Here is an 18066-nt window from a genome sequence, read left to right on the forward strand (position 1 = left end):
CGCCCCGTGGTGCGGCGGTGCAGGTGGTGCTGTGGTGCAGGTGGCGCTGATGATGCGGGCGGTGCGGATGGTGCGTCGGGTGGAGTCGGGAATCGGGAGTCGGGAATCGGGAGGATCGAGAAGGGTGCGGGGACGCGCGGCGCCGCGCTCAGCGCAGCCGGCTGCGGCGCAGCGCGAACGCCTCGAGCGCGGCCGTCACGCAGTAGAACGCGAGGCCGACGAGCACGGCGCCCAGGACGTAGGCGTAGGCGAGCGCGTAGTCGCTGCCCGAGGCCGCCGTCGTGATCGACTTGCCGAGCCCGCCCACGGGTCCGCCGAAGTACTCGGCGACCAGCGCCGAGATCACCGCGAGCGAAGAGGCGATGCGGAGCCCCGTGAAGACGTAGGGCACCGCTCCCGGCAGCGTGATCGTGCGGGCGGTCTGCCAGGGGGTCGCCGCGTAGGCCTTCAGCAGGTCGCGGTGCACCGGAGCGGCCTGCCGCAGCCCGCGCAGCGTCGTCACGTACACCGGCACGAACACGGCGAGCGCCGCGACGAGCTGCCTCGCGGTCTCGGCGTTCGCTCCGAACATCGTGTAGAGCACCGGAGCGAGGGCGACGATCGGCACGACGGCGGCCGCGGCCACGATCGGCGCGACCAGTCCGTCGAAGACCCGCGCGAGCGCCGAGAGCCCGGCGACCACGACCGCCAGCACCGCGCCGACCAGCAGGCCGACCAGCGCGTTGCGGCCGGTCACCGCGCTGCCCTCGGCGACGGAGCCGAGGTTCGTGGCGAACTCCTGTCCGATCGCCAGCGGCGACGGGAGCACGAACGGCTGGATCGCCAGAGCGGTGACCCCGGCCTGCCAGAGCAGGACCGCGGCGATCCCGAGCACGAGCGGCGCGAGCACGCTGCGCGCCAGCGCCGTCGTGCTCACCGGTTCTCCACTCCGCGCGGCACGGCGGCGGGATCGCCGTGCAGCAGCTCGCGCACGGCGCTCACGTCGCGGAAGAACGCCGTGTCCTCCCTGACCGCCGCGTCGCGCTCGGATGCTCCGGGGAGTCCGACCGGGAGGACGTCGCGGATCCTTCCCGGCCGCGGCGACATCACCACGACGCGGTCCGAGAGGAACACCGCCTCCGGGATCGAGTGGGTGACGAAGACGACGGCGGCGCCGGTCTCGCGCCGGATCCGCAGCAGCTCCGTCTGCATCCGCTCGCGGGTCATCTCGTCGAGCGCCCCGAACGGCTCGTCCATGAGGAGCAGGCGCGGGCTCTCGGCGAGCGCCCGCGCGATGGCGACGCGCTGCTGCATCCCGCCGGAGAGCTGGTCCGGGTAGGAGTCGGCGAAGTCGCCGAGCCCGACCAGCGCCAGCAGCTCGTCGACGCGCGAGCGCCGGGCGGTCGCGGCGACGCCGTGCAGCTCCAGCGGCAGGGCGATGTTCGCCCGGATCGTGCGCCACGGCAGGAGGCCCGCCTGCTGGAACGCGATCCCGTAGTCCTGGTCGAGCCTCGCCTGCCGGGCCGTCTTGCCGAACACGGCGATCGAGCCGGAGTCCGGCTCGTCGAGGTCGGCGATCAGCCGCAGCAGCGTCGACTTGCCGCAGCCGGACGGGCCGATCAGCGAGACGAACTCCCCCGCGGCCACCTCGAGCGAGACGTCCTGGAGCGCCGTGACGCTCGCGGCGCGGGCGGTGGTGAAGGTCCTCGTGACGGAGTCGACGACGACCGCGGATCCTGCAGGGCTCATGCGGGCTGCTCCCCTCGGCGGTACGGACGGAGGAGGGTGCCGAGCAGACCGACGGAGCCGGCGGCCGCGAGGCCCACCAGCACCGCCCCGAGGATCGGCGCCCAGGGCTTGGCGGGGTCGCCTCCGGCAGCGGAGGCGAACTCGATGATCATGCGGCCGATCCCGCCGCGCAGGCCGATCGAGACCTCGGCGACGATCGTGCCGACGACGGCGCTGACCGCTCCGAGCCGGAGGGCCGGCAGCAGGTAGGGCACGCTCGCCGGGAGCCTCAGGCGCACCAGCGTCTTCCACCAGCCGACGCCGTACACGTGCATCAGCTCGACCTGGTGGGCCGTCGGCGAGCCGAGCCCGCGGAGCGCCCCGATCGAGACGGGGAAGAACGCGAGGTAGGAGGCGATCAGTGACACCGACATCCAGTTCTCCCAGGTCACCGGTCCGAGCTCGAGCTGCGACCCCCAGCGCCGCACCAGTGGGGCGATCGCGATCAGGGGCACCGTCTGGCTCAGCACGATCCAGGGCAGCACCGCCGACTCCGCCGTGCGGAACCGCTGCATCAGGAGAGCCAGGAGCAGCCCCACGACGGTGCCGACGACCCAGCCGACCGCGGCGATCCCGAGCGAGAAGGCACTCGCCCCCAGGACGGCCGACCAGAGCGCCGGGGCGTTCCGCGCTCCGGTGACCGGCTCGCCGAGCCGGGCCGCGATCTCCCAGAGGTGGGGCATCGCGATGGCGCTCGTGCGCGGGAGCACCGTGACTCCTCCGACGACCACCCCGGCCTCGGGCCCGAGCGCCTTCCAGCCCTCCCACACGAGCGCGAGCAGGAGGAGCCCGCCGGCGCCGAGCACGAGCCCGCGCGCGAGGGCCGGTCTCATGCGCGGGCCACGATGTGCTCGCGCAGCTCCGGGATGACCCGCTCGCCGTACACGCGCAGCGTCTCCTCCTTGTTGTCGTGCTGGAGGTAGCCCGCGAACTGCGTCACGCCGATGTCGGCGAGCGCCCGGAGCTTCTCGATGTGCTCGTCCGCCGTGCCCAGCACGCAGAAGCGCTCCACGATCTCGTCCGGCACGAAGGCGGTGTGGCTGTTGCCCGCGCGGCCGTGCTCGTTGTAGTCGTAGCCCTCGCGCCCGGCGATGTAGTCCGTCAGCGCCTGCGGCACCGCTCCGGAGGCGCCGTAGCGGCCCACGATGTCGGCCACGTGGTTGCCGACCATCCCGCCGAACCAGCGGCACTGGTCGCGCATGTGCTCCCGGTCGGTGCCGATGTACATCGGCGCCGCGACGCAGAACTGCAGCGACCCGGGATCCCGGCCGGCGTTCGCCGCCGCCTCCTTGACGGCGCCGATCATCCAGCGCGCGATGTCCACGTCGGCCAGCTGCAGGATGAAGCCGTCGCCGACCTCGCCCGCGAGCTTCAGGGCGAGCGGGCCGTAGGCGGCCACCCAGATCTCCAGGGACGAGCCCCGGCTCCACGGGAACTGCAGCGTCTGGCCGTTGTACTCGACCGGACGGCTGTTGGCGAGCTCGCGGATGACGTGGATCGACTCCCGCAGCGTGTTGAGCGTCGTCGGAGCTCCTCCGGTCACTCTCACCGCGGAGTCGCCGCGGCCGATCCCGCACACCGTGCGGTTCCCGTACATCTCGTTGAGCGTCGCGTGCAGCGAGGCGATGACCGTCCAGTCACGCGTGGCGGGGTTGGTGACCATCGGGCCGACCGTGATCCGGTGCGTCCTCTCGAGGATCTGCGAGTAGATCACGTAGGGCTCCTGCCAGAGCAGGTGCGAGTCGAAGGTCCACGCGTAGTCGAAGCCGTGCGTCTCCGCGAGGACGGCGAGCGCGACGGTGCGCGAGGCGGGCGGGTTGGTCTGGAGGACGACTCCGAAGTCCATGGGGTTCCTTCTGCTCGATCAGGTGCTGGCTCGGATCGGGTGCCGGCTCAGATCAGGTACTGGCTCAGACCGCGCGGGATGTACGCCCCGTCGCCCTTCGTGCCGACGTAGGAGCCGTCGTCGACGACGACCCTGCCGCGGGAGATCACCGTGTCGACGTGGCCGTCGATCTCGAAGCCCTCCCAGGCCGAGTAGTCCATGTTCATGTGGTGGCTTCGGCCCTCGCCGATCCCGATCGAGGTGTGCCCGCTCGGGTCGTAGACGACGACGTCGCCGTCGGCCCCGGGCTGGATGACGCCCTTCCTCCCGTACATCCCGAACATCCGCGCCGGGGTGGTCGAGGTGAGCTCGACCCAGCGCGGCAGGGAGATCTGCCCCGACACCACGCCCTGGTACATCAGGTCCATCCGGTGCTCCACCGAGCCGATGCCGTTGGGGATCGTCGAGAAGTCGCCGATCCCCATGTCCTTCTGGCCCTTCATGCAGAAGGGGCAGTGGTCGGTCGAGACCATCTGGATGTCGTTGGTGCGCAGCGACTGCCACATGTGGTGCTGATGCCCCTCCGCCTTCGAGCGCAGCGGCGTGGAGCACACCCACTTCGCGCCCTCGAAGCCCGGCGCGCCGAGCTGCTCCTCGAGCGAGAGGTAGAGGTACTGCGGGCAGGTCTCGCCGAAGACGTTCATGCCGCGGTCGCGGGCCTGCGCGATCTGCTCCACCGCCTGCTTCGCGGAGACATGGACCACGTACAGCGGCGCGCCGGTGAGGTCGGCGATCATGATCGCCCGGTGCGTCGCCTCCTCCTCCGCCTGCCAGGGTCGAGAGGTGCCGTGGAAGTACGGCGCGGTGTTCCCGGCGGCGAGGGTCTGCTTCACCAGTTCGTCGATGAGGGCGCCGTTCTCGGCGTGCATCATCATCATCGCGCCGTTCTCCGCGCCCTTCTGGAACGCCCGGAGGATCTGCCCGTCGTCCGAGAGGAACACGCCCTTGTAGGCCATGAACAGCTTGAAGCTGGTCACCCCCTCGCGCATCAGCTCGTCCATCGCGACGAGCGAGGAGTCCTGCACGTCCGAGAGGATCTGGTGGAAGCCGTAGTCGATCGCGCAGTTGCCGGCCGCCTTCTCCTGCCACGCCTGGAACCGGTCGACGACGCTCTCGCCCGGGTACTGCACCACGAAGTCGACGATCGACGTCGTGCCGCCCCAGGCCGCGGCGCGCGTGCCGGTCTCGAAGGTGTCCGAGGCGGAGGTGCCGCCGAACGGCATCTCCATGTGCGTGTGCGCGTCGATCCCGCCCGGGATGACGTACTTGCCGCTCGCGTCGATCACCCGGTCGACGTGGGCCGCCAGGTCGAAGCCCAGCAGCGTGGAGCCGGGGGCGAGGACGGCGGCGATGGTCTCGCCGTCGATCAGGACGTCTGCGGCTCCGGTGCCGGTCGCGTTGACGACCGTCCCGCCGGTGATGAGGGTCTTCATCGGTCTTCCCCGTCTCGGTCTGCGGTCACGGCTTCGGGATGCTGGTGTACGACTCCGGCCGGCGGTCCCGGTAGAACTGCCAGTCGTCGCGCATCTCCTGCACCATGTCCATCTCGAGGTCGCGGATCAGGATCTCCTCGGCCTCGCCCGAGCCCCGCTCCCCGACGAACTCCCCCCGCGGATCGATGATCTGGCTGGTGCCGTAGAAGTCGACCGCGAGGTCGCCGTACTCGTTGTCCTCCCGGCCGACGCGGTTGGGCTGCAGCACGAAGTAGCCGTTCGCCACCGCGGCCGCCGGGCCCTCGACCTCCCAGAGGCGGTTCGACAGGCCGGGCTTGGTGGCGTTGGGGTTGAAGACGAGGTGGGCGCCGTTCAGGCCCAGCTCCCGCCAGCCCTCCGGGAAGTGGCGGTCGTAGCAGATGTGGACGCCGACCTTGCCGACCGCGGTGTCGAAGACCGGGAAGCCGAGGTTCCCGGGCCGGAAGTAGAACTTCTCCCAGAAGCGGTCCAGGTGCGGGATGTGGTGCTTGCGGTACTTGCCGAGGATCGTCCCGTCGGCGTCGACCACGACCGCGGTGTTGTAGTAGACGCCGGTCTGCTCCTCCTCGTAGATCGGGAGGATCATCACCACGCCCAGCTCCTTCGCGAGGGCCGCGAAGCGCTGCACGATCGGCCCGTCGGCGGGCTCGGCGTAGCGGTAGTACTTCTTGTCCTGGGTGATGCCGAAGTACGGGCCGTAGAACAGCTCCTGGAAGCAGACGATCTGCGCGCCGTCGGCTGCGGCGTCCCGGGCCATCCGCTCGTGCTTGTCGAGCATCGACTCCTTGTCGCCGGTCCAGGTCGTCTGGGTGATCGCTGCGCGGACGATGGTCATCGGTACCTCCATGCTCGGGCGTCCCTGTCCGGCTCCGGTCGTGCTCCGCCGGGCGGTGCGGAGCCGGGGACGTGGACCCACTGTGGTCCCCGCCGGGCCCGAAGGCAATGACGGACCGTCCGGCTCCGGGGACAGGGCTTCATCGTCGGGGTTCGACGTTTCCCCGGTGTTTCCGGCGCGGATCCGCAGCATTAAGGCTCGCCGGGGGAGGAATCCGTCGGTGCCGCTAGCGTGGGCGGATGCGCATCACGATCCTGGCCGGAGGCGTCGGCGGCGCCCGCTTCACCTCGGCGGTCCGCGAGCACCTCCGCGATCTCGAGGCCGCCGGCGGCGAGGCGAGCGAGATCACCGTCGTCGTCAACACCGGCGACGACATGTGGCTCACCGGCCTCAAGGTCTGCCCCGACCTCGACTCGATCACCTACGCGCTCGGCGGAGTGAACGACACGGAGCGCGGCTGGGGGCGGGCCGGCGAGAGCGAGCGGGTCTCGGCCGAGCTCACCGCCTTCGGCGTCGGCTGGCCGTGGTTCACCCTGGGCGACCTCGACCTCGGCACCCACATCGCCCGCAGCTCGATGCTGCGCGACGGCCTCACCCTCTCGGAGGCGACCGCGCGGATCACCGCCCGCTGGCCGCTGGGGGTCCGCCTGCTGCCGATGTCGGACCAGGACGTCGAGACCCACGTCGAGGTCGACCTTCCCGGCGAGGGCGTGCGGCTCCTCCACTTCGAGGAGTGGTGGGTGCGGCTTCGGGCGTCAGCGCCCGCGCGCCGCTTCGTCCAGCAGGGGGTGGAGAGCGCCCGCCCCGCCCCGGGCGTGCTGGAGGCGATCGCCGACACCGACGCGGTGCTCGTCGCCCCCTCCAATCCCGTCGTCTCGATCGGCACGATCCTCGGAGTGCCCGGGATCGCGGACGCCCTCCGCCGGACCTCCGCACCCGTCGTGGGCGTCTCCCCCGTCATCGGAGGCGCGGTGGTGCGCGGCATGGCCGACGCCTGCCTCGCCGCGATCGGCGTCGAGACCTCCGCCGAGGCCGTCGGCCGGCACTACGGAGCCCGGAGCGGGGGCGGCCTCCTCGACGCCTGGCTCGTCGGCGAGGAGGACGCGGACGCGGTCCCGGCGCTCGAGTCGGCGGGGCTCCGCGCCCGCTCCGTGCCGCTCTGGCTGACCGGCCGGGACGCCTCCGTGCGGCTCGCCGCCGACGCTCTCGCCGCCGCGAGGGGCTGAGCGGAGCCTCCTCCCGGGGCCGCGGACCGCGTGTCGCAGCGCGGATGCGGTCACGCCTCCCACGGGGCGCCCCGTTCCCTTGTACGGTCGGAGGCGGACGAACTCCCCGATTCACCCCCGCACCGGACCCGGAATCCCTCGGTCGCGCCCCCGACCGCGTCCTCACCACGTCTCCGAGCCCTGCGGAACCGCGTGCCGTCCCGTCAGGAGGAAACCATGGAGCCCAGCTCGAGGATCAGCACCGAGCGGATCGAGCCCGACATCGTGGTGATCCGCCCCGTCGGCCGGCTCGACCTGTCCACGGCGTGGGAGCTCGAAGCGGTCCTCCAGCGCGCGCTCGAGGCGGGAGAGGTCCGCGTGGTCGTCGACCTGGCGGCCGTCGAGTTCCTCGACTCGTCCGGGCTCGGCGTCCTCGTCGCCGGACTCAAGGAGGCGCGGAAGGCGGGCGGCGAGCTGCGCGTGGCCGCCGCCGGCGAGCAGCCCGCCATGGTGCTCGGCCTGTCCAACCTCGACCGCCTGCTCGGGAGCGCCGAGACCGTCGAGGAGGCCTACCGTGCCTGAGCGCTCCTTCGTCGTGCGCACGCCGCCCGAGGACGGCGTCACCGCCGTCCACGAGGCGCTCGAGGAGCTGTGGCTCGAGGAGCCGGGCGTCGCGCCGGTCGACCGGATGTCGTTCGAGACCGCGCTGGTCGAGCTGACCTCGAACATCGTCCAGCATGCCCGGTCGTACCGGCACATCATCTGCCTGGTCGAGATCCGCGTCGACGCGACCGAGCTGCGCGCCTCGCTCAACGACTCCGCCGAGGAGGCGCCCGCCGAGGTCGCCGACCCCCGCGACATGCCGGACGAGTGGGACGAGGCAGGCCGCGGGATCCCGTTCATCCACGCCCTCGTCACCGAGTTCTCCTACCGCCGTGTCGACGGGCAGAACCTCTGGGCACTCGCCCGGACCCGCACGTGAGCGAGCCGACCGAGCGCGCCCGCCTCGCCGCGATCGCCGAGCTCGGGATCGGCCTGAGCACCCCCCAGGAGCGCTTCGACAGGATCACCCGCGTCGCCCGCCGACTCCTGCGCGTCCCCCTCGCCGAGATCAACATCCTCGAGGAGTCGACGCAGTTCACGAAGTCGCCCCAGCGCTCGGCGCGGGCGAGCAGGATGCTGCGCGCCGACTCGATGTGCGACGTCACGGTCCAGCAGGGCGACATCCTCGTCGTCGAGGACGCCACCGCCGATCCGCGGTTCGCCGACCGCGGAGTCGTCACCGGATCCCCTCACGTGCGCTTCTACGCGGGCCGCCCGCTCGTCGTCGGGGACGGCCTCCGCGTCGGCACGATCTGCATCATCGACAGCGAGGTGCGCGGCTTCTCGGAGGAGGAGCGCGAGATCCTCGAGGACCTCGGCCGGTGGGCCGAGCGGGAGCTGCGCGAGATCGCCTTCTCCGGACGCGCGAGCGAGACGCAGGAGCGGCTCTGGCCCCAGCGCCTCGACCTCGGCGAGTGGAGCCTCGACTCGCTGACCACGCCGCTGCACGACGTCGCCGGCGACTACACAGCGTGGCGCCGCAGCGGGGACGACCTCTCCCTCGAGCTGGTCGACGTGATGGGCAAGGGGGTCTCGGCGGCGATCGTCGCCTCCGCGATCCGCTCCGCGTTCCAGGCGCGGCCGGAGCTCCCTCCCGCGGCAGCCGTCGAGGCCGTCAACCGCCAGCTCCTGCCCGACCTGACCGCGACCGGCATGTTCGCGACCGCGCTGATCGCCCGGGTCGACCTCGCGAGCGGCGCCGTCTCGTTCGTGGACAGCGGCCACGGCCTCACCCTCCTGCTGCGCGCCGACGGCACCACGGAGCGGCTCGCCTCCACGGGCGTCCCGCTCGGCATCGCCGCCGACGTCTCCTGGGAGGAGGAGCAGCGCGTGCTCGCCCCCGGCGATGCGCTCTTCTCCTGCAGCGACGGCCTGCTCGACGTCCTCGGCGGGCGCCTCGACGCGCTCGACCGTCTCGCCGAGCTGGTGCGGAGCAACGACGACCCCGCTCTCTTCGAGCGTCTGCACGCTCTCGCAGACGACGCGCACGACGATGTGACAGCGTTGGTGCTGCGGCGCTCCGCAGCGCCCGCCCCCTCCTGATCCTGATCGAAAGGACCTCCCCCATGCCTGGTGCACTCGTCCTCGCCGGCGGCGGCCTCGCCGGAATCGCCTGGGAGCTCGGCGTCCTCCGCGGCCTCGCAGACGCCTCCCCAGAGGCGGCCCGCCTCCTGCTCGATCCGTCGACGACCTTCATCGGCACCTCCGCGGGCTCCGCGGTCGCCGCGCAGCTGAGCACCGGCACCGGCCTCGACGAGTCGTACGAGGCCCAGCTCCAGGAGGAGTCCGCCGAGATCGGAGCGGACGTCGACGGTGAGCGCCTCCAGGCCCTCTTCGCCGCGGCCGTCGAGGGCGCGACCTCGCCCCAGGACGCGCGGCGCCGCATCGGCACCCTCGCGCTCGAGGCCGAGACGCTCCCCGAGGACACGCGCCGGGCCGTCATCTCGGCCCGCGTGGGCGACGCCGACTGGCCCGAGCAGCGTCTGCTCATCACCGCGGTCGACACGGCCACCGGTGAGCTGCGCGTGTTCGACCGCGAGAGCGGTGTCGGCCTCGTCGACGCGATCTCCGCCAGCTGCGCCGTCCCCGGGGTCTGGCCTCCCGTCAGCATCGACGGCGTCCGCTACATGGACGGCGGCGTGCGCTCCGGCAGCAACGCCGACCTCGCCGCGGGAGCCGACTGGGTCCTGATCGTCACTCCGCTGCCGGGAGTCGGCACGCCCGGCGCGGGCCTGATCCCGACCGGCGAGCTCGACGCCCTCGCGGACTCGCGGGTCGAGGTGCTCTACGCCGACGAGGAGTCGGTGCGCGCCTTCGGCCCGAACTCGCTCGACCCGGCCGTCCGCGCCGCCTCCGCCCGCGCCGGACGTGCTCAGGGCGCCCGTCTCGCCTCTCGGATCGCCGCGCTGGTCGGCGCCGAGTAGCCGGTCTCAGCGCCGCACGCTGTAGCGCGTGAAGACCGTGCCGTCGGCGAAGCGGTGCTCCTCGCGCAGGTCGAGGCGCGCGTGGAACCCGCACGGGAGGAAGTGGGTCCCGCCGCCCACCGCCACCGGCACCGTGTAGACCTGCACCTCGTCGACGATCCCGGCGAGCAGCGCGTGCCGGGCGAGGGTCGGCCCGCCGATCGAGACGTCGTGGTCGGCGGCGCTGACCTGCGCGGCGACGACGACCGGGTCGAACCCGCCCTCGACGCGGGTACGGCGGGTCTCGGCCGACTCCAGCGTCGTCGAGTACACGACCTTGTCGGCCGCCCGCCACATCTCCTGGAAGTCGCGGATGAACGCGAACTCCTCCGCGAGGGCCCAGGTCTGCTCCCACGCGCGCATGACCTCGTACATGCGCCGCCCGTACAGGTACGTGCGCACCCGCCCCTCGCGCTCCGTGATGAAGCGGTGCACGGCGGGTCGCGGCTCCGCCCAGGCGAATCCGCCGTCCGCGTCGTTCACGTAGCCGTCGAGCGACGCGATCGAGCTGTAGATGAGCGCGCCCACGTCGGCCTCTCTCCGTGGCCGGCTTCGGGACCGCCCACGGGCGCGACCGTAGGCCTCCCGCCTCCGTCCGGCAATGTCCGCCGGGTCCTCTGGCGCGGATCGACGGGTCGCCGCTGCTCCCGACGGCGCTCCCGGCGGTCGGCGCCCCCTCCCGGACCGCGTACCGTGGTCGTGCCGCAGAGAGCGGCCGTGAAGGGTTCGGGATGAAGATCAGCCAGCTGCGCCACTTCGTGGCGGTCGCCGAGGAGCTGCACTTCGTGCGCGCCGCCGAGCGCCTCGGCATCTCGCGGCAGAAGCTCGACTCCTCCGTCGCCGCCGTCGAGCTCGACCTCGGCAAGCCGCTCTTCGAGCCCGGTGCCGCCGCCACGACCCTCACCGCGGCCGGGCGGCAGCGCCTCGCCTCGGCCCGCGAGGAGCTCGCCGCGCTCGGCGACGAGCCGGAGGCGGCCCCGAAGTCGGGAGGCAAGGCCAAGGCCTCCAAGGGGACCGGGCGCGCGCCGATCGTCAAGGGCCAGCCCAAGCCCTACAAGCGCCGCCAGTCCCGCTGACGCGCAGTGTCCGATCGCCGGACGTGGTGGGCCCTACCGGGCTCGAACCGATGACATCCACGGTGTAAACGTGGCGCTCTACCAACTGAGCTAAAGGCCCCCGTCGCGGTCTCACCCGCGGACGATCGACTCGATCCTACGGCAGGCGGAGCGGCCCCCTGCGGGCACTAGCCTCGGCACATGACCGCCGACAGCGACTCCCGGGCGAGGCGGCGCGCCGAGAGCCGCTGGCCCGCCTCCGCCGCGATCCTGGTGGCCGTCGCCCTGAACGTGGCCGGCCACAGCGCCGACACCTCGGTGGTCCGCCTCGTCGCCGCCGGCATCACGCTCGCGCTGCTCGTGCCGCTGTTCGTCGTGAACCCGCACCGACTCGACAGCGAGACGCGCTGGTCGCGCGGGGTCTCCATCGCGCTGGCGGTCGTGCTCGCCGTGGCGAACCAGGTGAACGTGGTCGCCGTGGTGATCGACCTCGTCGACGGGACGGCCGACGGCCCTCCGCTGCTGCTCACCGCGCTCCAGGTCTGGGTCACCAACGTCGTCGCGTACGCGCTGCTGTTCTGGGAGCTCGACCGCGGCGGTCCGGTCGCCCGCGGAACGCTTCCCCGCACCGAGCTGCCGGCGGCCGACTTCGCCTTCCCGCAGGACACCTACCGCGACACCGCGCCCGAGGTCGCCGCGACCTCCTCCGAGCGCGCCGACTGGCGGCCCGGCTTCGTCGACTACCTCTCGGTCTCGACGACGAACACCATGGCGTTCAGCCCGACCGACACGATGCCGCTGTCGAGCCGGATGAAGCTCCTGATGATCGCCGAGGCGTTCACCGGATTCGTCCTGCTGGCCCTCGTGATCTCGCGGGCCGTCAACATCCTCAGCTGACGACCGGGGCGGTCCGCCTCCGGAGGGTCAGACGTGCGCGGGGGCGAGCGCGTCGATCGCGGCGCGGTAGGCGTCGATCGAGCGCGCCTCGCCCGGGGCGGTCATGAACGTGTCCCGGATGACGCCGGCCTTGTCGATCAGGAAGGTCGCGCGGGTCGCGTAGCCCTTCGCCTCGGTGAACACGCCGTACTGCTTGGCGACATCGCCGTGCGGCCAGAAGTCGGAGAGGAGCGTGAAGTCGTAGCCCTGCTTCTCGCCCCAGGCGCGCAGCGTGTGCTTGGAGTCGACAGAGATGCCGATCAGCTCCACGTCGGCGTGCTCGAAGAGGGAGAGGTTCTCACGCAGCGCGCAGAACTCGCCCGTGCAGGTGCCGGAGAAGGCGAGGGGGAAGAACACCAGGGCGACGTTGCGCCGCCCGTGGAAGTCGCCCAGCTGGATGCGCTCGCCGTACTGGTTCGCGAGTTCGAAGTCGGGAGCCAGGGTCAGCTTCTCGAGAGCCATCGGTCCGATGTCCTTCCGTGCGCACGAGAGTCGCGCGAGCACGAGGGGCAATGCTAGACCCGCTCCGCGCAGACTCCAAGGAACGGCCCGTCTCCCCCGATCACGGGCCGGTCGACGCGTCCCGTCTGGCGCTCTCCTACAGTCGTCGGCGCCCATTCCTCGTGGATCACCACAGTGCGATTCCAGGTTCGGGGCACGGGAATCGCTAGGCTGACGGAGGTGCCCGCGCGCGGCTCGTCATCCGAGCCCCGGATCCGCGGATCCGCACCGCTTCATGAGAGTGATGTCTCGGGCACGATCTGCCCCCAGAGAGAGGTCGAGGGTGACTGTTAACGATCAGGACCCGTATTCCGTCGGTCACGTGGACTCGGACCCCGAGGAAACGTCGGAGTGGAACGAGTCGCTCGATGCGCTCGTCGAGGAGCGGGGCCGGGGTCGCGGGCGCGACGTCATGCTCAGCCTCCTCAAGCGCTCCAAGGAGCTCCACCTCGGCGTGCCGATGGTGCCCACCACGGACTACATCAACACCATCGCGCCCGAGAACGAGCCCGACTTCCCGGGCGACGAGGACGTCGAGCGCCGCTACCGCGCGTGGATCCGCTGGAACGCGGCCATCCTCGTGCACCGCGCGCAGCGTCCCGGCATCGGGGTCGGCGGCCACATCTCGACGTACGCGTCGAGCGCCTCGCTGTACGAGGTCGGCTTCAACCACTTCTTCCGCGGCCAGGACCACCCGGGCGGCGGCGACCAGGTCTTCATCCAGGGCCACGCCTCCCCCGGCCCGTACGCGCGCGCCTTCCTCGAGGGACGCCTGAGCGAGCACCAGCTCGACGGCTTCCGCCAGGAGAAGTCGCACCGGGGCGGCGGGCTCTCCAGCTACCCGCACCCGCGGCTCATGCCGGAGTTCTGGCAGTTCCCGACCGTGTCGATGGGCCTCGGCCCGATCAACGCGATCTACCAGGCGCAGGCGAACAAGTACCTCACCAACCGCGGCATCAAGGACGCCTCCGACCAGCAGGTCTGGGCGTTCCTCGGCGACGGCGAGATGGACGAGGTCGAGTCGCGTGGTCAGCTCCAGGTCGCCGCGAACGACGGCCTCGACAACCTGAACTTCATCGTCAACTGCAACCTCCAGCGCCTCGACGGACCCGTCCGCGGCAACGGCAAGATCGTGCAGGAGCTCGAGTCGTACTTCCGCGGCGCGGGCTGGAACGTCATCAAGCTCATCTGGGGCCGCGAGTGGGACGACCTGCTCGCCCGCGACACCGAGGGCGCGCTGCTCGACCTGATGAACAAGACGCCCGACGGCGACTTCCAGACCTACAAGACGGAGGACGGCGCCTACGTCCGCGAGAACTTCTTCGGCCGCGACCCGCGCGCCAAGAAGCTCGTCGAGGGCTACTCCGACGAGCAGATCTGGGGCCTGCGCCGCGGCGGCCACGACTACCGCAAGATCTACGCGGCCATGAAGGCCGCGACGGAGCACAAGGGCCAGCCCACCGTCATCCTCGCCCACACCATCAAGGGCTACGGTCTCGGCCGCAGCTTCGAGGGCCGCAACGCGACCCACCAGATGAAGAAGATGACGCTGGACAACCTCAAGTCGTTCCGCGACACGATGCGCATCCCGATCACGGACGCGCAGCTCGAGGAGAACCCCTACCTCCCGCCGTACTACCACCCCGGTCAGAACGACGAGGCGATCGAGTACCTGCAGGAGCGCCGCCGCGCGCTCGGCGGCTACCTCCCCGAGCGCCGCTCGAAGTACACGCAGCTGAACCTTCCCGAGGACTCGGCCTACGCGGTCGGCAAGAAGGGCTCCGGGACTCAGGAGATCGCCACCACCATGGCGTTCGTCCGCATCTTGAAGGACATCCTCCGCTCGAAGGACTTCGGCAACCGCGTCGTCCCGATCATCCCGGACGAGGCGCGCACCTTCGGCATGGACGCGTTCTTCCCGAACGCGAAGATCTACAACCCGCGCGGCCAGCACTACACGTCGGTCGACCGCGAGCTCCTCCTGGCCTACAAGGAGAGCCCGCAGGGCCAGATCCTCCACGTCGGCATCAACGAGGCGGGCGCCCTCGCGGCGTTCACCGCGATCGGCACCTCGTACTCGACGCAGGGCGAGCCGCTCATCCCGGTCTACGTCTTCTACTCGATGTTCGGGTTCCAGCGCACGGGCGACGCGATCTGGGCGGCCGGCGACATGATGTCGCGCGGCTTCATGATCGGCGCCACCGCGGGACGCACCACGCTGACCGGCGAGGGCCTCCAGCACGCGGACGGGCACTCCCCGATCCTCGCGGCGACCAACCCCGCCGTCGTGAGCTACGACCCGGCCTACGGGTACGAGATCGCGCACATCGTGCAGTCCGGTCTCGAGCGCATGTACGGCGGGAAGCACACCGACCCCAACGTCATGTACTACATCACGGTCTACAACGAGCCGATCGTGCAGCCGAAGGAGCCGGAGGACGTCGACGTCGAGGGCATCGTCCGCGGCATCCACCGCATCTCCTGGGGTCAGTGGGACGGGCCGAAGGCCCAGCTCCTCGCCTCGGGCGTCGCCGTGCCGTGGGCGATCGAGGCGCAGAAGCTCCTCGCCGAGGACTGGGGCGTCTCGGCGGACGTCTGGTCGGTCACCTCGTGGAACGAGCTGCGCCGCGACGGCATCAAGGCCGAGCAGCACAACTTCCTCCACCCCGAGGACGCCGAGCAGGTGCCGTACGTGACGCAGAAGCTGGCCGACGCGAAGGGCCCCTTCGTCGCCGTCTCGGACTTCTCGCACCAGGTCCCCGACCAGCTGCGCCAGTTCATCCCGGGCGACTTCGCGACGCTCGGCGCGGACGACTTCGGGTTCTCGGACACCCGTGCGGCGGCGCGGCGCTACTTCCAGATCGACGGCCCCTCGGTCGTCGTGCGGACGCTGCAGCTGCTCGCCAAGCGCGGCGAGGTCGACCCCTCGCTCGCCGTCCAGGCGATCGAGAAGTACCGCCTCCTCGACGTCAACGCCGGCACCACCGGGGGCGGCGAGAGCTGACGGACGAGTCCGTGCTCTCGCAGGAACCCGCACCGTCGAGTGCGCGGGGTCCTGCTCCTGCGGCGGAGCGTCCGGCCACCCGGCCGGGCGCTCCCCGCACGAAGGAGCAGACCCTCGCCTGGCTGCGCACCCTCGCCGGTGAGCTCTCGACGCAGACGATCAAGCGCCTCGAGGACACGCTGCCCTGGTACGGCAGCATGCCCCCGGGTCGGCGCTCGGCGGTCGGCCTCGTCGCCCAGGCCGGCATCACCTCGTTCATCTCGTGGTTCGACGACCCGTCGGCCACGCCGTGGATCGCGGCGGACGTGTTCGGAGCCGCTCCCCGCGAGCTGCTGCGCTCCGTCTCGCTGACGCAGACGCTGCAGCTGATCAAGGTGACGGTCGAGGTCGTCGAGGACCGGATCAAGAACGGCGGGGAGGACCTCCGCGAGGCGATCCTCCTCTACTCGCGCGAGATCGCCTTCGCCGCGGCCGACGTCTACGCGCGCGCCGCCGAGGCCCGAGGCCTCTGGGACGCGCGCCTGGAGGCGCTGGTCGTCGACTCGATCCTCACGGGCGAGGCCGACGACGAGCTGCCCAGCCGGATCGCCGCCCTCGGCTGGCACGGCCACGGCGAGGTCGCCGTCCTGGTGGGCACCGCCCCCAAGATGCTCGACGTCGACCAGCTGCGCCGCACGGCCCGGCACATGGACGCCGACGTGCTGATCGGCGTGCAGGGCAGCCGGCTCGTCCTGGTCATCGGCCGCGCCGAGCCGAGCGAGAACGCCACGGAGGAGACCGGCCCGCCGGTCGCGTTCCTCGAGATCGCGGAGGCGCTCGAGCCCGGCTTCGGAACGGGCCACCTCGTCCTCGGCCACGAGGTGCCGACCCTGGTCGAGGCGTCCCGCAGCGCCCGCGCGGCCCTCGCCGGCTTCGCGGTCGCCCGCTCCTGGCGGAACGCGCCGCGACCGGTCAACGCCGACGACCTCCTTCCCGAGCGCGCCCTCGCCGGCGACCCGCTCGCCCGCCAGAGCCTCATCACGCAGATCTACCGGCCCCTGCAGAAGCACTCGACCGAGCTGCTGACCACGCTGTGGGCCTACCTCGACAACGGCCGCTCCCTCGAGGCGACCGCCCGCGAGCTGTTCGTGCACCCGAACACGGTGCGCTACCGCCTCAAGCGGGTCGCCGAGGTGATCGGCTGGGACGCGACGGGCGCCCGCGAGGCGCTCATCCTCCAGTCCGCCCTCATCCTCGGCTCCATGAGCGACCCGGACGGCGCCGTCCGCCGGAAGCCGTCCCGCCGCTGAGGCCGTCTGCTCGCCGAATCCCTCCCGCCCCTGAACACTTGTAGACCCGCGACAAGCTCTTTGTGCTTTGTCAGTGGCTCCACGCGCCGCACGTGCGAGCGCAGATCGGAAGACTGGATACCGTGATCGTCGTCGTCGCCCCGGGTCAGGGCTCCCAGACCCCCGGATTCCTCGCCCCCTGGCTCGAGATCCCCTCCGTGGCCGAGCAGGTCGCCGCGCACTCGGAGGCGGTCGGCATCGACCTCGCCGCGCACGGCACCGTCTCGGACGCGGACACCATCCGCGACACCGCGGTCGCCCAGCCCCTGATCGTCTCCGCGGGACTCGTGAGCCTCGCCGCCCTCCTCGAGGGCGGACGGCGCGAGCGCATCGCGGGCATCGCCGGCCACTCCGTCGGCGAGATCACCGCGGCTGCCGGAGCCGGGGTCCTCACCGAGGCCGACGCGCTGGTGTTCGTCCGCGAGCGCGCCCGTGCCATGGCCGCTGCGGCCGCCGCCGAACCGACCGCGATGAGCGCGGTCCTCGGCGGCGACGAGCAGGCCCTGATCGCCCGTCTCGACGAGCTCGGCCTCGAGCCGGCCAACTACAACGGCGGCGGGCAGATCGTCGTCGCCGGCGCGGTCGACGCGCTCGAGGCGCTCAAGGCGGAGCCGCTCCGCGGGACCCGCGTGATCCCCCTGCAGGTGGCCGGCGCCTTCCACACCCGCTACATGGCGCCCGCCCGCGACTCCCTCGCCGGCGTCGCCGCCGGGCTGACCCCCTCCGACCCGACGCTCCGGCTCTGGACGAACCGCGACGGGTCGGTCGTCGACTCCGGTGCCGCGTTCCTCGAGCTGCTCGTCGGCCAGGTCGCCTCCCCCGTCCGCTGGGACCTCTGCATGGCGGCCTTCGCCGACGCGGGCGTCACCGGGATCATCGAGCTGGCACCCGCCGGCGCGCTGGTCGGCCTCGCCAAGCGCGGCCTCAAGGGCGTGCCGAGCATCGCCATCACGACCCCCGACGACGTGGACGCCGCCCGCGCCTTCCTCGACGAGCACGCCGCCTAGCAGGAG

18 protein-coding genes and 1 tRNA gene are annotated in these 18066 nt (G+C 71.8%); 10 read left to right on the forward strand and 9 right to left on the reverse strand.

From position 1 onward, the window contains the following. Positions 1 to 148: 148 nt before the first annotated feature. Genes C5C63_RS08115 through C5C63_RS08140 form a run of 6 tightly spaced genes read right to left on the reverse strand, consistent with a single transcriptional unit; the run spans position 149 to position 5959 of the window. A complete protein-coding gene (locus C5C63_RS08115; RefSeq protein ID WP_104295900.1) occupies positions 149 to 916 on the reverse strand; it encodes an ABC transporter permease in 768 nt (255 codons plus the stop codon). Then, a complete protein-coding gene (locus tag C5C63_RS08120) occupies positions 913 to 1728 on the reverse strand; it encodes an ABC transporter ATP-binding protein (protein WP_104226661.1) in 816 nt (271 codons plus the stop codon). The genes C5C63_RS08115 and C5C63_RS08120 overlap by 4 nt, the downstream gene beginning before the upstream one ends. Beyond that, positions 1725 to 2600: an ABC transporter permease gene (locus tag C5C63_RS08125; RefSeq protein ID WP_104325837.1), complete on the reverse strand. Its 876-nt coding sequence runs from the start codon at positions 2598 to 2600 to the stop codon at positions 1725 to 1727. The genes C5C63_RS08120 and C5C63_RS08125 overlap by 4 nt, the downstream gene beginning before the upstream one ends. Beyond that, positions 2597 to 3613: a TIGR03842 family LLM class F420-dependent oxidoreductase gene (locus C5C63_RS08130; RefSeq protein WP_104325838.1), complete on the reverse strand. Its 1017-nt coding sequence runs from the start codon at positions 3611 to 3613 to the stop codon at positions 2597 to 2599. Before C5C63_RS08130 ends, C5C63_RS08125 begins: the two co-directional genes overlap by 4 nt. A 47-nt stretch (positions 3614 to 3660) precedes the next feature. Beyond that, positions 3661 to 5085, reverse strand: coding sequence for a dihydropyrimidinase (hydA, locus tag C5C63_RS08135; RefSeq protein WP_104325839.1), 1425 nt, complete (start codon positions 5083 to 5085; stop codon positions 3661 to 3663). A 25-nt stretch (positions 5086 to 5110) separates the two neighbouring features. Further along, a complete protein-coding gene (locus C5C63_RS08140) occupies positions 5111 to 5959 on the reverse strand; it encodes a nitrilase-related carbon-nitrogen hydrolase (RefSeq protein ID WP_104223476.1) in 849 nt (282 codons plus the stop codon). Between the two features lie 239 nt (positions 5960 to 6198). On the opposite strand from C5C63_RS08140, the gene cofD reads away from it, so the two are divergent. The 5 genes from cofD (at position 6199) to C5C63_RS08165 (ending at position 10190) form a co-directional block, all read left to right on the forward strand. Continuing rightward, positions 6199 to 7185, forward strand: a complete 987-nt coding sequence (gene cofD / locus C5C63_RS08145) for a 2-phospho-L-lactate transferase (RefSeq protein WP_104234201.1) — start codon at positions 6199 to 6201, stop codon at positions 7183 to 7185. A 216-nt stretch (positions 7186 to 7401) separates the two neighbouring features. Continuing rightward, the gene (locus C5C63_RS08150; protein ID WP_104223474.1) at positions 7402 to 7746 is read left to right on the forward strand and encodes an STAS domain-containing protein; all 345 of its coding nucleotides are present in this window, start codon (positions 7402 to 7404) and stop codon (positions 7744 to 7746) included. Further along, a complete protein-coding gene (locus C5C63_RS08155; RefSeq protein ID WP_104223473.1) occupies positions 7739 to 8146 on the forward strand; it encodes an ATP-binding protein in 408 nt (135 codons plus the stop codon). The genes C5C63_RS08150 and C5C63_RS08155 overlap by 8 nt, the downstream gene beginning before the upstream one ends. Beyond that, a complete protein-coding gene (locus C5C63_RS08160) occupies positions 8143 to 9309 on the forward strand; it encodes a PP2C family protein-serine/threonine phosphatase (protein WP_181110581.1) in 1167 nt (388 codons plus the stop codon). The genes C5C63_RS08155 and C5C63_RS08160 overlap by 4 nt, the downstream gene beginning before the upstream one ends. Before the next feature lie 23 nt (positions 9310 to 9332). Next, a complete protein-coding gene (locus C5C63_RS08165; protein WP_104238200.1) occupies positions 9333 to 10190 on the forward strand; it encodes a patatin-like phospholipase family protein in 858 nt (285 codons plus the stop codon). 6 nt (positions 10191 to 10196) lie between these two features. On the opposite strand, the gene C5C63_RS08170 is transcribed toward C5C63_RS08165, so the two are convergent. Further along, positions 10197 to 10757, reverse strand: coding sequence for a dihydrofolate reductase family protein (locus tag C5C63_RS08170; RefSeq protein WP_104226668.1), 561 nt, complete (start codon positions 10755 to 10757; stop codon positions 10197 to 10199). A 203-nt stretch (positions 10758 to 10960) separates the two neighbouring features. Between C5C63_RS08170 and C5C63_RS08175 the strand changes: the two genes are divergently transcribed. After that, entirely contained in the window at positions 10961 to 11305 is a 345-nt protein-coding gene (locus tag C5C63_RS08175) for a LysR family transcriptional regulator (RefSeq protein WP_104223469.1), read from the forward strand. 24 nt (positions 11306 to 11329) lie between these two features. Here the strand turns inward: C5C63_RS08175 and C5C63_RS08180 are convergent. Then, positions 11330 to 11405: transfer RNA gene (locus C5C63_RS08180), tRNA-Val, on the reverse strand. 80 nt (positions 11406 to 11485) lie between these two features. On the opposite strand from C5C63_RS08180, the gene C5C63_RS08185 reads away from it, so the two are divergent. Next, on the forward strand, positions 11486 to 12181 hold the full coding sequence (locus tag C5C63_RS08185) for a hypothetical protein (protein ID WP_104226669.1): 696 nt from the start codon (positions 11486 to 11488) through the stop codon (positions 12179 to 12181). Between the two features lie 27 nt (positions 12182 to 12208). On the opposite strand, the gene C5C63_RS08190 is transcribed toward C5C63_RS08185, so the two are convergent. Continuing rightward, on the reverse strand, positions 12209 to 12682 hold the full coding sequence (locus C5C63_RS08190) for a peroxiredoxin (protein ID WP_104223507.1): 474 nt from the start codon (positions 12680 to 12682) through the stop codon (positions 12209 to 12211). A gap of 322 nt (positions 12683 to 13004) precedes the next feature. On the opposite strand from C5C63_RS08190, the gene aceE reads away from it, so the two are divergent. From aceE to C5C63_RS08205, 3 genes are all read left to right on the forward strand, one after another. Further along, the gene (gene aceE / locus C5C63_RS08195) at positions 13005 to 15725 is read left to right on the forward strand and encodes a pyruvate dehydrogenase (acetyl-transferring), homodimeric type (protein ID WP_104325841.1); all 2721 of its coding nucleotides are present in this window, start codon (positions 13005 to 13007) and stop codon (positions 15723 to 15725) included. 122 nt (positions 15726 to 15847) lie between these two features. Then, positions 15848 to 17014, forward strand: a complete 1167-nt coding sequence (locus C5C63_RS08200) for a CdaR family transcriptional regulator (protein ID WP_181027189.1) — start codon at positions 15848 to 15850, stop codon at positions 17012 to 17014. 122 nt (positions 17015 to 17136) lie between these two features. Then, positions 17137 to 18060, forward strand: coding sequence for an ACP S-malonyltransferase (locus tag C5C63_RS08205; protein ID WP_104226672.1), 924 nt, complete (start codon positions 17137 to 17139; stop codon positions 18058 to 18060). The last annotated feature ends 6 nt before the right edge of the window (positions 18061 to 18066 follow it).

The sequence above is a fragment of the Rathayibacter sp. AY1B8 genome (assembly GCF_002932775.1).
GTDB lineage: Bacteria > Actinomycetota > Actinomycetes > Actinomycetales > Microbacteriaceae > Rathayibacter.

Coding starts and splice junctions, on each gene's coding strand:
- hydA (WP_104325839.1), bottom strand. CDS start 5,085: ATGAAGACCCTCATCACCGGCGGGACGGTCGTCAACGCGACCGGCACC.
- C5C63_RS08150 (WP_104223474.1), top strand. CDS start 7,402: ATGGAGCCCAGCTCGAGGATCAGCACCGAGCGGATCGAGCCCGACATC.
- C5C63_RS08165 (WP_104238200.1), top strand. CDS start 9,333: ATGCCTGGTGCACTCGTCCTCGCCGGCGGCGGCCTCGCCGGAATCGCC.
- C5C63_RS08175 (WP_104223469.1), top strand. CDS start 10,961: ATGAAGATCAGCCAGCTGCGCCACTTCGTGGCGGTCGCCGAGGAGCTG.
- cofD (WP_104234201.1), top strand. CDS start 6,199: ATGCGCATCACGATCCTGGCCGGAGGCGTCGGCGGCGCCCGCTTCACC.
- C5C63_RS08140 (WP_104223476.1), bottom strand. CDS start 5,959: ATGACCATCGTCCGCGCAGCGATCACCCAGACGACCTGGACCGGCGAC.
- C5C63_RS08185 (WP_104226669.1), top strand. CDS start 11,486: ATGACCGCCGACAGCGACTCCCGGGCGAGGCGGCGCGCCGAGAGCCGC.
- C5C63_RS08190 (WP_104223507.1), bottom strand. CDS start 12,682: ATGGCTCTCGAGAAGCTGACCCTGGCTCCCGACTTCGAACTCGCGAAC.
- C5C63_RS08130 (WP_104325838.1), bottom strand. CDS start 3,613: ATGGACTTCGGAGTCGTCCTCCAGACCAACCCGCCCGCCTCGCGCACC.
- C5C63_RS08125 (WP_104325837.1), bottom strand. CDS start 2,600: ATGAGACCGGCCCTCGCGCGCGGGCTCGTGCTCGGCGCCGGCGGGCTC.
- C5C63_RS08120 (WP_104226661.1), bottom strand. CDS start 1,728: ATGAGCCCTGCAGGATCCGCGGTCGTCGTCGACTCCGTCACGAGGACC.